At 72.1% G+C, this 13,535-nt stretch carries 13 protein-coding genes; 5 read left to right on the top strand and 8 right to left on the bottom strand.

Annotated elements, in window-relative coordinates:
* Window positions 1-14: 14 nt before the first annotated feature.
* The 8 genes from purH to sucC form a co-directional block, all read right to left on the bottom strand.
* Window positions 15-1,619, bottom strand: a complete 1,605-nt coding sequence (gene purH / locus KZC50_RS00600) for a bifunctional phosphoribosylaminoimidazolecarboxamide formyltransferase/IMP cyclohydrolase (protein WP_310890217.1) — start codon at window positions 1,617-1,619, stop codon at window positions 15-17.
* 30 nt (window positions 1,620-1,649) lie between these two features.
* Entirely contained in the window at window positions 1,650-2,252 is a 603-nt protein-coding gene (gene purN, locus KZC50_RS00605; protein WP_301133714.1) for a phosphoribosylglycinamide formyltransferase, read from the bottom strand.
* Window positions 2,253-2,261: 9 nt separating this feature from the next.
* Complete coding sequence (locus tag KZC50_RS00610) at window positions 2,262-3,623, bottom strand: cell division protein PerM (RefSeq protein ID WP_310890218.1); 1,362 nt, start codon at window positions 3,621-3,623, stop codon at window positions 2,262-2,264.
* A 31-nt stretch (window positions 3,624-3,654) separates the two neighbouring features.
* A complete protein-coding gene (locus tag KZC50_RS00615; RefSeq protein ID WP_310890219.1) occupies window positions 3,655-5,232 on the bottom strand; it encodes a polysaccharide deacetylase family protein in 1,578 nt (525 codons plus the stop codon).
* A complete protein-coding gene (locus tag KZC50_RS00620; RefSeq protein WP_310890220.1) occupies window positions 5,229-5,837 on the bottom strand; it encodes a hypothetical protein in 609 nt (202 codons plus the stop codon). The genes KZC50_RS00615 and KZC50_RS00620 overlap by 4 nt, the downstream gene beginning before the upstream one ends.
* A gap of 56 nt (window positions 5,838-5,893) precedes the next feature.
* Entirely contained in the window at window positions 5,894-6,334 is a 441-nt protein-coding gene (locus KZC50_RS00625) for a nitroreductase family deazaflavin-dependent oxidoreductase (RefSeq protein ID WP_310890221.1), read from the bottom strand.
* A 99-nt stretch (window positions 6,335-6,433) separates the two neighbouring features.
* Entirely contained in the window at window positions 6,434-7,336 is a 903-nt protein-coding gene (gene sucD, locus KZC50_RS00630; protein ID WP_236968147.1) for a succinate--CoA ligase subunit alpha, read from the bottom strand.
* Between the two features lie 25 nt (window positions 7,337-7,361).
* The gene (gene sucC, locus KZC50_RS00635) at window positions 7,362-8,528 is read right to left on the bottom strand and encodes an ADP-forming succinate--CoA ligase subunit beta (RefSeq protein WP_310890222.1); all 1,167 of its coding nucleotides are present in this window, start codon (window positions 8,526-8,528) and stop codon (window positions 7,362-7,364) included.
* Window positions 8,529-8,681: 153 nt separating this feature from the next.
* Here sucC and KZC50_RS00640 point away from each other — a divergent pair, with 153 nt between their 5' ends.
* The 5 genes from KZC50_RS00640 (at window position 8,682) to KZC50_RS00660 (ending at window position 13,526) form a co-directional block, all read left to right on the top strand.
* The gene (locus tag KZC50_RS00640) at window positions 8,682-9,353 is read left to right on the top strand and encodes a TetR family transcriptional regulator (protein WP_375294556.1); all 672 of its coding nucleotides are present in this window, start codon (window positions 8,682-8,684) and stop codon (window positions 9,351-9,353) included.
* Window positions 9,354-9,611: 258 nt separating this feature from the next.
* A complete protein-coding gene (locus KZC50_RS00645) occupies window positions 9,612-10,847 on the top strand; it encodes an acyl-CoA dehydrogenase family protein (protein ID WP_310890223.1) in 1,236 nt (411 codons plus the stop codon).
* Window positions 10,848-10,881: 34 nt separating this feature from the next.
* Window positions 10,882-11,184: a GNAT family N-acetyltransferase gene (locus tag KZC50_RS00650; protein ID WP_310890224.1), complete on the top strand. Its 303-nt coding sequence runs from the start codon at window positions 10,882-10,884 to the stop codon at window positions 11,182-11,184.
* Between the two features lie 90 nt (window positions 11,185-11,274).
* A complete protein-coding gene (locus tag KZC50_RS00655; RefSeq protein ID WP_310890225.1) occupies window positions 11,275-12,426 on the top strand; it encodes an AI-2E family transporter in 1,152 nt (383 codons plus the stop codon).
* Window positions 12,427-12,482: 56 nt separating this feature from the next.
* On the top strand, window positions 12,483-13,526 hold the full coding sequence (locus KZC50_RS00660) for an ATP-dependent DNA ligase (RefSeq protein WP_310890226.1): 1,044 nt from the start codon (window positions 12,483-12,485) through the stop codon (window positions 13,524-13,526).
* Window positions 13,527-13,535: the final 9 nt, after the last annotated feature.

The raw sequence follows: 13,535 nt of genomic DNA on the forward strand, positions 1-13,535 counted from the left end.
CGCCGCCCCGGGGGTCAGTGGAAGAAGTGGCGCTCCCCGGTGAAGAACATCGTCACGCCGGCCTGGCGAGCCGCCTCGATGACCTCGGCGTCGCGCACCGATCCGCCGGGCTGCACGATCGCCGACACCCCGGCATCCAGCAGCACCTGCGGTCCGTCGGCGAATGGGAAGAAGGCATCGGATGCCGCGACCGCTCCCCGCACACGATCACCGGCGCGCTCGACGGCGAGGCGGCACGAGTCCACCCGGTTCACCTGGCCCATGCCGATGCCCACGGTGGCGGAGTTCTTCGCCAGGACGATCGCGTTGGACTTCACCGCGCGGCAGGCCTTCCAGGCGAAGATGAGGTTCGTCATCTCCTCGGCGTCGGGGCGCTCGCCGGAGACCAGCTCCCAGTTCTCCGCGACCGACTCGATGTCGTCGGGGAAGCGGTCGGCGTCCTGCAGCAGGAGGCCGCCCGAGACGAGCCGGACGTCCATGCGCTCCTGCTGCCAGTCCGCCGGCAGCTGCAGGACGCGCAGGTTCTGCTTGAGGCGGAAGACCTCCAGGGCCTCCGGCTCGAAGGCGGGTGCGACGATGACCTCGGTGAAGATGTCGCGGAGGTTCTCGGCCATCTTCAGCGTCACGGTGCGGTTGGCCGCGATCACCCCGCCGAAGGCCGAGACCGGGTCGCACTCGTGCGCGCGCAGATGCGCGGAGGCGATCGGGTCGAGAGCGTTCGGCGCGGTCACGGCGATGCCGCACGGGTTCGCGTGCTTGATGATCGCCACGGCCGGCTTGACCATGTCGAACGCCGCGCGGAGGGCGGCGTCGGCGTCGACGTAGTTGTTGTACGACATCGCCTTGCCCTGGAGCTGCGTCGCCTGCGCGATGCCGTGCCCGCCGACGCGGGTGTAGATCGCGGCGCGCTGGTGCGAGTTCTCGCCGTAGCGCAGGGTCTCCAACCGCTCGGCGGTGATCGTCAGGTGGTTCGGCAGGCCTTCGCCGGCGAGCGTCTCCTCCGCGAACCAGGTCGCCACGGCGCGGTCGTACTCGCTCGTGTGGGCGAAGGCGCGCGCGGCGAGGTCGCGACGCTGATCGAGGTTCGTACCGCCCGCGCGGACGGCGTCGATGATCGCGGGGTAGCTCTCGGGCGAGACGGCGATCGCGACGTTGGCGTAGTTCTTCGCCGACGCACGCACCATCGCGGGGCCCCCGATGTCGATCTGCTCGACGACCGCGTCGCCCTCGGCGCCCGAGCGCACCGTCTCGACGAACGGGTAGAGGTTCACCACGACGAGTTCGAAGGGCTGGATGCCGAGCTCGCCGAGCTGTGCGCGGTGGTTGTCCAGACGGAGATCGGCGAGGAGGCCCGCGTGGACGCCGGGGTGCAGGGTCTTCACGCGGCCGTCGAGCGACTCGGGGAAGCCCGTGACGGCCGAGACGTCGGTGACGTCGTGCCCGGCATCCCGGATCGTCGCCGCCGTCGAGCCGGTCGAGACGATCTCGACGCCGGCTTCGGCGAGGGCCGCGGCGAGCACGAGCAGATCGGTCTTGTCACTCACCGACAGCAGCGCGCGACGGATGGGGACCACGTCGCGGGGGGTGTAGAGGGCGGGGTCGTGCGTGGGGCCTGCCATGGCGGTCTCCTCGGAGGATCGGACGGGAGGTCAGGATGCCGACGCCCGGGCGGCGGCGGCGAGGTCGAGGTCGCCCGTCGCGACGCGGCGGACCACGTCGATCAGAAGGCGGCGTTCGACGGGCTTGATGCGGTCGTGGAGGGCGTGCTCGTCGTCGCCCGGGAGTACCGGGACGCGCTCCTGCGCGAGGATCGGCCCGGAGTCGACACCGGCGTCGACGAGGATGACGCTCGCGCCGGTCTGATCGACGCCCGCGGCCAGGGCGTCGCGCACGCCGTGGGCGCCGGGGAACTCCGGCAGATAGGCCGGGTGGGTGTTGATGATCCGCGGACTCCACGCGGCGACGAGATCAGCGGGGAGGAGCCGCATCAGCCCGCTGAGCACGACGAGATCCGGCTGCCAGACCGCGAGCTGCGCGCCGAGCTCGGCGCCCCACGCCTCGCGGGAGTCGAACTGCTCGAACGGGACGAGGAAGGTCGGGATGCCGAAGTACTCGGCGTGCCCGAAGCCGTCGGCCTCGCGGTCGGCGCCGACGACGATCACGCGCGCGGGGAAATCCGGTTCGGCCGCCGCTTCCAGCAGAGCCCGCAGATTCGACCCGGCGCCCGAGATGAGGACGGCGACGGTGAGCACCGGGCAAGTCTAGCGGGGAGGGTCCTCGCCGCCCGATCCGCGGAGATCGGAGAGATCCTCCGTGACGTCGTCCGCGGGATCGGGCGCGGGGTCGGCGAACTCCACCGGGGCGGGCGCACGGTCGAACGCGCCGCGATCCTCGTCACGGTACGCCTCGACCGTCTCGTCGCCGTCGAGCCCGCGCGGGGAGAGCAGGAGGATCGCCGCGCCGACGACCACTTCGAGTCCGAGGACGAGGGCGAGGGGTCCCGGTTCCGGTCCCACCCGCTCGAAACGGCCCGGGCCGATGCCGCCGGAGGTGACGACGGCGAGGAGAGCGCCGATGCCGGCGGCGAGGAGACCGAGCACCCCGGTGACGATCACGCGGGTGGCGACGGGGGCGTCCTCCACCGCGCCGTCGCGCAGACGGCGGCGCACGATGAGCCCCGCGAGGGCGCCGACCCCCACGGGGAGGAGACCGAGGAGGAGCAGCCACGGCGACGTGCCCGAGGGGAGCAGCCCGAGGATCGGGATGCCCGGCACGATTCCGGCATCCGTTCCGCCCGGTGCGATCGCCGTCCCCTCCCCCAGCGTGAAGCCCGGGCCCGCGGCGAAGGCGACCCCCCAGCCCCAGAGCGTGGGGAGGTAGAGGAAGGACCCGAGGGCGAGCACCAGCGATCCGACCAGATCGACGCCGGCGGCCTGGGTGAGCGAGATGACCTCCCCCATCCCGGCGATGACGGCGGCGACGACCACGAGGCCGCCGAGCCCGACGACACCGGCCGCGATGACGGCGAGACCGGCGGCGGTCGCGCGCACCGCCTCTTCCGCGCGAGCACGCTCGAGGCGGTCGCGGACGACGGCGACGGGTCCGGCATCCGCGTCGTCCCACTGCGCCACGATCGCCGCGACGACGGCGGGAACGGCGAAGACGAGCGCGGGCAGGACGATCGCGAGCGCGGGGTCGGCCACCGCGACGTCGGTGCGGGCGCTCAGGGCCACGAGGGTCGCGATGGCGGCGAACACGACGCTGCCGGCGCTCGCACCGACCAGCCCCGAGCCGGCGTCGGCGGCCCGGCGCCCGGATCGTGCCGCGAATACCGCGGTGAACCCCGCGAAGGCGAGCGGGGCGAGCGAGAGCGGGAAGGATGCCGCGGCGGGGTCGACGCCGATCGCCGCGACGTACTCCGGCGGCAGGGTGATCGCCAGCGGAACGAGGTGCCCCAGCTGCCACACCGTCCCCGCGGCGGGCCACAGCGTCCCGAGGTCGGGAAGGCCGTCGAAGCCGAACACCCACAGAAGGGTCAACGGCGCGAGGGATGCGGCAAGGCCCACGACGGCGGCGATGACGGCGTCGAAGGCGGCGAGGAGGACGATGGTGAGGCGATACATGCCCGATCGACCCTACCCACGGGCGTGCCGCTCACGGTGCGGCGCGCCACGCTCCGGATGCCGGGAGGTCGCCGTCGAAGAGCTGGGTGATCGTCGCGGTGGAGAAGCCGCGGTCGCGGAGGCCGGAGACGATGGCGGGCGTCGCCGACACGGACCGCTCCTGGGTGTCGTGCAGGAGGATGATCCCGCCGACCGTCGCCCCCTCCACCGACCGCGCGATGATCTCGGACTCCGCCGGCCCCGCCCAGTCGCGCGTGTCGACGGTCCAGATCATCGCCGGCTCCCCCGCGGCCGCGAGCACCTCCGCGGTGAACTCGCCGTAGGGCGGACGGAAGGTCGCCACCGGCTGACCCGAGAGCGAGCGGAGGAGCGTCGTCGTCCGCCCCAGCTGGTCGCGGACCTGTTCCGCCGTGAGCGAGGGCAGCGACGGGTGGTTCCAGGTGTGGTTGCCGATCTCGTGGCCTTCGGCGGCGGCGCGGCGCACCGTGTCCGGGGCACCCGCCGCGTACTGACCGAGGACGTAGAGCGTCGCGCTCGCGCGGAGCTCGGCGAGCTCGTCGAGCAGTCGCGGCGTGTGCACGGTCGGCCCGTCGTCGTAGGTGAGGGCGACGCACGGGACGAGGGCGCAGTCGAGGCGGTCGAACCCGGCGGGAACGGCGGGAGGGCCGGCGTACGGCTGACCGACCGCGGCGAGCACGGCGGACCCGAGCGGGGTCACGAGCGCGGCGGCGCGGTCGGCGGGAACGGCGACGGTGAGCGGCTCGGAGGTCTCCGCCGCGCCGAGCGAGGCGAGTTCGGGAGCGCGGAAGCCCGCGGGGATCGTGAACGCGAGCCCGCCGTCCGGCCCCGGCACCGTCGTCGCGAGGGCCGTGCGCAGCACCTCTCGCTGCTCATCGCCCTCGAACGTCGCCGCCGCGAGGCTCAGCGCCCCGGCATCGCGCCGCAGCGCGTCGACGATGTCGGCACCGAGCGCATCGAGCGCGTCGTCCTGCCAGAGTCCGGACGCGGGCGACACCTCTCCCGTCGCGGTGTCGACGTAGAGGAGTTCGATGCGGTCGGCGGCGACCGCATCCGCGGTACCCGAGACGACCCGCATCCGCTGGGCGAAGATCGACCCCGCCGCCACGACGACGTCGCAGACGACGGCCGTCCCCGATCCGCCGTCCGGGCCGAGCGCGGGGTCGGCGAGGATCTCGGCCCCGGTGCGCGTGGTGGATCCGGCGACGCACGTGCGGTCTTCCAGCCCGGCCCCTTCGGGGTGCGCGGCGGGCCGGTAGGCGACTCCGGCCGTCGCGCTCTGCGCGGCCACCGCGTCGCGGACGATCGCCTCGACGGCATCGTTGAAGCGGTCGACGACGGCGCTCCGGCCGGGGAGCTGCGACCAGCGCGCCTGGATGCCGACGGCGTCGTTGCGGATGCGCTGCGCCGTGAGGGATGCCGCCACCGCGGTCGTGTCGATGTCGACGACGTCGGGCTCGGCGACGACCCGGACCGTCGCCGCGCTCCAGTCCGGGGGCGCCCATCGGGGGTCGCCGACGGGGGCGCACCCCGCGAGGAGAAGCGCCGCGATCGTGAGGGCGAGCACTCCACGTCCGGCGGGGCGCGTCACGGGCGCACCCCGTCGAGGAGCTGGGCGAGCGCGGCGCGGTAGCGCGCAGGATCGACATCGTCGCGGATGCGCGTCTCGACCACGACGCTTTCGCGCGCCTCGGCGGACGCCGCGACGGCCGCGACGGTGACGGACGGGTCGACGTCGACGTGGACCGCGAACGTCCCCGAGGCGAGGATTTCGCGTCGCTCCGCGCCCGGCGCCGCCCCGATCTCGTCGGCGATGCCGGGCACCGCGGCGGCGAGCGCCTCCTCCGCCGGGACGGATGCGGGACGCACGCGCGCCTCGAGGGCGGCGTCGGGCGTGCGGACGAGGATCTCCTCCTCGCTCTCGCGCACGACGATCCAGCCGGCCGGAACGACGACCGCGGCCCCGGCGTCCGCGCCCAGCGGCTCGGCGGCCACCCCGTCCGAGGTGGAGCTGGCGAGGTTGGCCACGGAGGGCGGCACGGCGATGAGAGCCCCCACGGCGACGACTGCGGCCACCAGCAGAGCGCCGACGATCGCTACGCCCATCGCCCACCCGGGCGACGGACGGAGGGGCCTCGCCGGGCCGGTGGCGGCGGGCGCGGCATCCGTCATCGATGCCTTCGCGCCTCCGCCCATGGGGGGAAGTGTAGGGGCTGGTGCGGACGCCCGGACGGATACCGGGCGGACCGTGATCAGTCCGTGAAGGGCTCCAGGAGGAAGATCGGGATGCGGCGCTCGGTGCGCGCCTGGTAGGCGTCGTAGTCCGGCCATACGGCGGTCGCGCGCTGCCACCACTCGTCGCGCTCGGCACCGTCGAGCTCGCGGGCGAGGTAGTCGCGTTTGTCGGCCCCGTCCTGCAGCTCGACGTGCGGGTTCTTCACAACGTTGTGGTACCACGCGGGGTGTTCGGGTGCGCCGCCCTTGGAGGCCACGACGAGGTAGCGCCCCTCGTGCTCGACACGCATGAGCGCCGTCTTGCGCAGGCCGCCGGTCTTCGCCCCGACCGTCGTCAGCACGATGATGGGGACGCCCCGCAGGAGATTGTCCTCGGTGCCGCCCGACGCCTCGTAGCGCTCGGCCTGTGTGCGGGCCCATTCGGACGTGGACGGCTTGTACTCTCCGGTCAGCGGCATGGCCCCCACGTTACCCGCGCGGATGCCGCGGCGGAACGGCGAACGCCCCGCCGGCCGGAGCCGAACGGGGCGTTCGCGCGGTGTCCGCAGGTTCGCGGATCAGAGGGATTCGATGATCTCCCGCATGAGCGACGCGGTCTCGGACGGGGTCTTCCCGACCTTGACGCCGGCGGCCTCGAGGGCCTCCTTCTTCGCCTGGGCGGTGCCCGCCGAGCCCGACACGATGGCGCCGGCGTGGCCCATGGTCTTGCCCTCGGGGGCGGTGAAGCCCGCGACGTAGCCGACGACCGGCTTGGTGACGTTGGCCTTGATGAACTCGGCCGCGCGCTCCTCGGCGTCGCCGCCGATCTCACCGATCATGACGATGGCCTTGGTCTCGGGGTCGGCCTCGAACGCCGCGAGCGCGTCGATGTGCGTGGTGCCGATGATCGGGTCGCCGCCGATGCCGATCGCGGTGGAGAAACCGAGATCGCGCAGCTCGAACATCATCTGGTAGGTCAGGGTGCCCGACTTCGACACCAGGCCGATCGGGCCCTTGCCGGTGATGTTGGCGGGGGTGATGCCCACGAGCGCCTCGCCGGGCGTGATGATGCCCGGGCAGTTGGGCCCGATGATGCGGGTCTTCTCGCCCTTGCTCTTCGTGTACGCCCAGGCCTCGGCGGTGTCACCGACGGGCACGCCCTCGGTGATGACCACGAGGAGCGGGATCTCGGCGTCGATGGCCTCGATCATCGCGTCTTTCGTGAAGGCCGGGGGCACGAACGCGATCGAGACGTCGGCTCCGGTCTTCTCCATCGCCTCGGCGACGGAGGCGAAGACGGGGAGCTCGACGGTGTTCCCGGCGGCGTCGACGTGCGAGACGGTGGTGCCGGCCTTGCGGGCGTTGACACCGCCGACGACGTTCGTGCCGGCCTTGAGCATCAGCGCGGTGTGCTTGGTGCCTTCACCGCCGGTGATGCCCTGAACGATGACCTTGGAGTCCTTGGTGAGGTAGATCGACATGTTCTGGTCCTTTTCGTGGTGACGCTCAGGCGGCGGCCAGCTCGGCGGCCTTGTCGGCGCCCTCGTCCATACCGGCGGCGAGGGTGACCAGGGGGTGGTTGGCGCCGGCGAGGATCTCGCGGCCCTCCTCGACCTGGTTGCCGTCGAGGCGGACGACGATCGGCTTGGTGGCGGTGTCGCCGAGGATCTCGAGGGCCTTCACGATGCCTTCGGCGACCGCGACGCAGGAGGTGATGCCACCGAAGACGTTGACGAAGACGCTCTTGACCTGCGGGTCGCCGAGGATGACGTCCAGGCCCGCGGCCATGACCGTCGCCGAGGCGCCGCCGCCGATGTCGAGGAAGTTCGCCGGCTTGACGCCGTTGTGGTTCTCGCCGGCGTAGGCGACGACGTCGAGCGTGGACATGACCAGGCCCGCACCGTTGCCGATGATGCCGACCTCGCCGTCGAGCTTGACGTAGTTGAGACCGGAGGCCTTCGCCTTCGCCTCGAGCGGGTCGGCGGCATCCTTGTCTTCGAGCTCTTCGTGCTCGGGGTGACGGACCTCCGAGGCGTTCTCGTCGAGGGTGACCTTGCCGTCGAGGGCGACGATGTTGCCGTCGCCGTCGAGGATGAGCGGGTTCACCTCGACGAGGGTCGCGCCCTCGCCGGTGTAGACCTCGTAGAGCTTGACGAAGACGTCGGCGACCTTCGGAGCCAGCTCGTCACTGAAGCGCGCGGCGCGGGCGATCTCGAGGGCCTTTGCCTCGTCGATGCCGGTGAGCGGGTCGACCTCGACGCGCGCGAGCGCCTCGGGCTTCTCGACCGCGAGCTGCTCGATCTCCATGCCGCCCTCGACGCTCGCGAGCGCGAGGTAGGAGCGGTTGGCGCGGTCGAGCAGAACCGAGAAGTAGTACTCCTCCTCGATGCGGGCGCCCGCGGCGACCATCACGCGCTTGACGATGTGGCCCTTGATGTCGAGGCCGAGGATCGCCTTCGCGGCCTCGTACGCCTCGTCGGGGGTCTTGGCGACCTTGACGCCGCCGGCCTTGCCGCGACCGCCGGTCTTGACCTGGGCCTTGACGACGACGACGCCACCGAGCTTCTCGGCGGCCGCTTTCACCTCCTCGGGGGTGTCCGCGACGATGCCGGCAAGAACCGGCACCCCGTACTTCTCGAAGAGGTCTCGTGCCTGGTACTCGTACAGATCCACAGTGCAGTCCTTCGGTGGGGCGAATGTGGGTGGGTGACGCCGAAAGAATCTCGATGTCGAGAGATCGACAGGTCTCCCAGCCTACTACCGCGCGCAGACGGGTCCGTCCCGCCGGGATCGGGCGGACGGCGGCCCCGGCGCTATGCTCACTGCATGATCGAGATGCCACCGGCGGGTGGCGCGAGTCACGATGTCGTGGCTGCCGCGCTGGACCTCTTCGCACGCCAGGGCTTCGACCAGACCTCCGTGGAGCAGATCGCCCAGGCCGCCGGTGTCTCGCGATCGACCTTCTTTCGCCAGTTCGGCGGTAAGGACGACGTGGTCTTCGCCGACCACGAGCTCCTGCTCGCGCAGGTGCGCGATTTCCTCGCCGGACCGCACGACGATCCGTGGGACGCGGTGTGCGAGGCCTCGCTCCTGGTCTACTCCCACTTCGCCGGCGACCCCGAGCTCGCGCGTCGGCGGTACACCGTCGTGCGCGGGGTGCCGGCGCTCCGCGATCGCGAAATCGTGACGGTCTTCCGCTACGAGCGCCTGTTCGACGAGTACCTGCGCGCGGCGATCCCCGGGCTCGACCCGCTGGATGCCGTCGGCTTCTCCGCCGTCGTCACCGCCGTGCACAACCACGTGCTGCGGCAGCTGCTGCGCGGATCCAAGCGTGTGCCGGCATCCGTCCTCCGCGGTGCCCTCGACGACGCCCGCCGCCGGTTCGGCGTGCACCCGGACGCCGAGGCCGCCCCCGACGACCTGGTCGTCGCCGCGTTCCCCCGCACGATGCCGCGCGCCGAGATCGCGCGCCGCCTCGCCGCCCGCCTCGACGGCTGACTCCCTTCCCGCCGCTCCCTCGGCGTGGCCGCCTGCCCGCGCGCGACGCAGGGCACCCGCCCTCCGTGTGAAGAACGCGGGAGAAACCGACGCCCGCGCGGCGTGTCGGGGCCGGAAACGTCGATATCGCCCCGGCGTCTCACCGCACCCGGATGCGCCCACCTCGGTGCGCGCGAAAGCGCGGCACTCAGTCCACAACTCACTGAGACTCGGTACCACTAGACTGGTCAGCGCCCGCCGACCCCAGGAGTCCCCCGCATGAGCGACGAATTCCAGCCCCGCCCCGGACAGAGCGTTCCCGGTTACGACCTCGCCGAACGTCTGGACACCGACTACTACGCCGTGTTCACCGACATCCCCGCGGCCGACCGCGAGGTGTGGAACCGCGCGAAGGCCTTCGTCGACGGCCTCGGCGACCGGATGCAGCGCGCCTGGGATGCCGCGGAGTACCCGCTGGATCTCGCCATGAGCCTCGGCGCGCACGATCTCTTCAACGACGGCATCGAGCACCCCGACCTCACCTTCTTCTCCCCGCTGGCCGCGGGTCTGGTGAACATGGAGATCTCCCGCGGAGACGGCTCGCTCGGAACCGTCGTCGCCGTCCAGGGCGGCCTCGCCCTCCGCACCCTCGCGGCCTATGGCAGCGCCGAGCAGCAGGCGCGCTGGCTCTCCCCCCTCGCCCGCGGCGAGGTGCCCGGCGCCTTCGCCCTCACCGAACCGGACCACGGCTCCGACTCGGTGGGCCTTGCCACCACCGCGCGGCGCGAGGGCGACGAGTGGGTGCTCGACGGCGCGAAGAAGTGGATCGGCAACGGCGCGTCCGGCGGCGTCACCTTCGTCTGGGCGCGCGTCGACGACCCCGATGCCCCCGAGCACGACGCCGTCCGCTGCTTCCTCGTCGAGCAGTCGGTGCCCGGGTACACCGGCACCGTCATCGGCGGCAAGGCGTCGCTGCGCGGCATCCATCAGGCCCTCATCACCCTCGACGGCGTGCGCCTGCCCGCGGACGCCGTCCTCCCGGGCGCGCGGAGCTTCAAGGACGCCTCGCGCGTGCTGTACGCCACCCGCTCGGGGGTGGCGTGGTCGGCGCTCGGTCACGCGACGGCCTGCTACGAGGCGGCGCTGTCGTACGCGCAGCAGCGCACGCAGTTCGGCAAGCCCCTCGCCCGGTTCCAGATGGTGCAGGAGCGGCTCGCGCAGATGCTCGAGGAGCTCACCGCGATGCAGCTGTACTGCCGCCACCTCGCCGACCTCGAGCGGTCGGGCGGACTCCGCCCGACCCAGGCGTCGCTGGCGAAGTACCACAACACCCGCGCCGCGCGGCGGATCGCGCAGACCGCCCGCGACCTGCTCGGCGGCAACGGCATCCTCATCGAGTACGGCGTGATGACCCACATGGCCGACATCGAGGCGATCCACACCTACGAGGGCACCGAGTCGATCCAGGCCCTCCTCATCGGTCGGGACATCACCGGGATGAGCGCCTTCGCCTGAGGCTGTGGCGCGACGGCGTCGGTACGATTCGGGCATGGTCCTGCCGTTGCGCACCGAGCGCCTGACGTTGTCGGTGCTGACGGCGGCCGATCGCGCGGCGTTCGTCCGGTATCGCCGGGATCCGGATGTCGCGCGGTGGCAGTCGTGGAGCACGACGTACAGCGACGACGACGCCGACGCCCTCCTCGCGGATCAGCCCGCCGGGATCGAGGCCGGGTCGGGACGGTGGGTGCAGATCGCGATCCACGACGCCGGAGGCACCCTGCAGGGGGACGTCGCCGTGCGAGCGCTGGCCGACCAGCCCGACACCTGGGCCAGGCTCCGACGCGACCGGTGAACCCGGTCGCGGGCCCCGGCGACCTATCACCGGGCACCGGGTGCGGCAAGCCGTCGAGGCGGATCCGGCGCGGCCGCTAATCTCGCACCCATGGGCCTGTTCCGTGGTGAGCCGAAGACCGTCCGCATCGAGAGCGAGGGCGTCGAGCTGAAGGCGTCGCAGCCGCCGTTGCGCCAGTGGGCCGACGGCTTCGGCATCCTCGCGACCCGCGCGCTGCAGGTCATCCTCGTCGTCGCCGTCGCGGCGGGGATCATCTTCGCGATCCAACAGCTCACCCTGGTGACGATCCCTCTGGTGATCGCCCTGATCCTCGCGAGCGCGTTCGCCCCGGTGATGCGATGGATGCGGATGCGCGGAGTCCCCTCGCTCCTCGCGACGATCCTGGCTCTCCTGGCGATCGTCCTCCTCCTCACGGGCGTCGGCTGGCTCATCGTGTGGGCGGTGCTGAATCAGTGGGATGACCTGTACGCGCAGGCCGAAGACGGCTTGCAGTCCGTCGTCGACTGGGCTCAGCAGCTGCCGATCGCGCCCACGCAGGACCAGCTCGACGAGTGGCTGGCGACGCTCACGGACTTCGTCACCAGCGCGCAGTTCGGCTCGGGCGCCCTCGCCGGCGTCAGCGCCGTGGCGAGCTTCGTCACGGGTCTGGTCCTCATGGTGGTGACCCTCTTCTTCTTCCTCAAGGACGGCCCCCAGCTGTGGGAGTTCCTCCTCCGCCCGTTCCGCGGCGAGCACTACGCCCGCGGTCGTCGCATCGGCGACAAGACGGTCACGGTCCTCGGCTCGTACGTCCGCGGCACGGCGACGGTCGCCCTCGTCGACTCGATCGGCATCCTGATCGGCCTGCTGATCCTCGATGTGCCGCTCGCCGTGCCCCTGGCGGTGCTGGTGTTCCTCCTGGCGTTCATCCCGATCGTCGGCGCGACGCTGGCGGGGACCCTCGCCGCGCTCGTGGCCCTCGTCGCCAACGGCTGGGTCAACGCCCTCCTTGTGGTGGGTGTGGTCGTGCTGGTGAACCAGCTGGAGGGCAACTTCCTGCAGCCGGTGCTGATGAGCCGGGCGATGAAGCTGCACGCGTTCGTCGTCCTGATCGCTCTGACCGTCGGCACGGTCCTCGGCGGCATCGTCGGCGCGATCCTCGCGGTGCCCATCACCGCCGCGGTGTGGGGCGTCATCCAGGTGTGGGACGGCCCGAACCGCCCCGCACGCTGGGCGCGGCCGAAGAAGACCGTCGACGCCTGACCGACCCGGTCACCGACCCCCTACCGGGCGCGCGACACCGCGGGCAGGATGAGGGGATGCCGTACGACATCCCGCCGCCGATGCTCGCCAAGGCCGTTCCGGCGGTCCCGGACCCGGCGAAGACCGCGGGCGGGCTGAGCTTCGAACCGAAGTGGGACGGCTTCCGCGCCCTCGTGTCGTGGGACGGCACGGACGTCGAGATCGGATCCCGCGGCGCGAAGCCGTTGACACGGTACTTTCCGGAGCTCGTCGCGGCGTTCCGAGACCTCCTCCCGGCGCCGTGCCTCATCGACGGGGAGATCGTGGTGCCGACGGGCCCGGCGGGAGCCCAGCGTCTGGACTGGGAGGCGCTCAGCCAGCGCATCCACCCCGCCGCATCGCGGGTCGCGACGCTCGCCGCCGAGACCCCGGCGATGTTCATCGGCTTCGACCTGCTCGCCCGGGAGGATGCCGACCTCACGAGGCATCCGTTCGCCGAGCGTCGCGCCGCGCTGGTCGATCTGCTCTCGGATGTCCCGCACCCGGTGCACGTCACCCGGACCACCGACGATCCGTCCGTCGCCGAACGATGGCTGAGGGAGTTCGAGGGCGCCGGCCTCGACGGTGTCATCGCGAAGCCCCTGGCCTCCGCCTACGCGCCCGGAAAGCGCGCGATGTTCAAGGTCAAGCACGCCCGCACCGCCGATGTCGTGCTCCTCGGCTACCGCATCCATCGCTCGGGCTCCGGCGTCGGCTCGCTCCTCCTCGGGCTGTACGACGCCGCGGGCGAACTGGTCTCGGTCGGCGGCGCGTCCGCGTTCACCGACCGGCGCCGACGCGAGCTCGTGACCGAACTCGAACCGTGGGTCGAGCGAGACGCCGACGGCGCGGCGGTGACCGCCGAGTCCGACCGCTCCCGCTTCAGTGGCTCGAAGGACGTGTCGTTCGTGCGCCTGCGCCCGGAGCGGGTGCTCGAGGTGCGGTACGACCAGCTCGAGGGGCGGCGGTTCCGGCACACGGTGCAGTTCGACCGGTGGCGACCCGATCGCGACCCCCGCTCGTGCACCTACGACCAGCTCGAGAGCGTGGCCGCCTACGACCTCGCCGACGTCCTGGTCTGAGACCGATAC

It is taken from the genome of Microbacterium aurantiacum (assembly GCF_031625015.1).
Classification (GTDB): Bacteria; Actinomycetota; Actinomycetes; order Actinomycetales; family Microbacteriaceae; genus Microbacterium; species Microbacterium aurantiacum.

Bases quoted from the DNA above. Each gene is read 5' to 3' on its own strand.
- KZC50_RS00620 (WP_310890220.1), bottom strand. From the start codon at position 5,837: ATGGGCGGAGGCGCGAAGGCATCGATGACGGATGCCGCGCCCGCCGCC.
- KZC50_RS00650 (WP_310890224.1), top strand. From the start codon at position 10,882: ATGGTCCTGCCGTTGCGCACCGAGCGCCTGACGTTGTCGGTGCTGACG.
- KZC50_RS00645 (WP_310890223.1), top strand. From the start codon at position 9,612: ATGAGCGACGAATTCCAGCCCCGCCCCGGACAGAGCGTTCCCGGTTAC.
- purH (WP_310890217.1), bottom strand. From the start codon at position 1,619: ATGGCAGGCCCCACGCACGACCCCGCCCTCTACACCCCCCGCGACGTG.
- KZC50_RS00655 (WP_310890225.1), top strand. From the start codon at position 11,275: ATGGGCCTGTTCCGTGGTGAGCCGAAGACCGTCCGCATCGAGAGCGAG.
- KZC50_RS00625 (WP_310890221.1), bottom strand. From the start codon at position 6,334: ATGCCGCTGACCGGAGAGTACAAGCCGTCCACGTCCGAATGGGCCCGC.
- KZC50_RS00640 (WP_375294556.1), top strand. From the start codon at position 8,682: ATGATCGAGATGCCACCGGCGGGTGGCGCGAGTCACGATGTCGTGGCT.
- KZC50_RS00610 (WP_310890218.1), bottom strand. From the start codon at position 3,623: ATGTATCGCCTCACCATCGTCCTCCTCGCCGCCTTCGACGCCGTCATC.
- KZC50_RS00660 (WP_310890226.1), top strand. From the start codon at position 12,483: ATGCCGTACGACATCCCGCCGCCGATGCTCGCCAAGGCCGTTCCGGCG.
- sucD (WP_236968147.1), bottom strand. From the start codon at position 7,336: ATGTCGATCTACCTCACCAAGGACTCCAAGGTCATCGTTCAGGGCATC.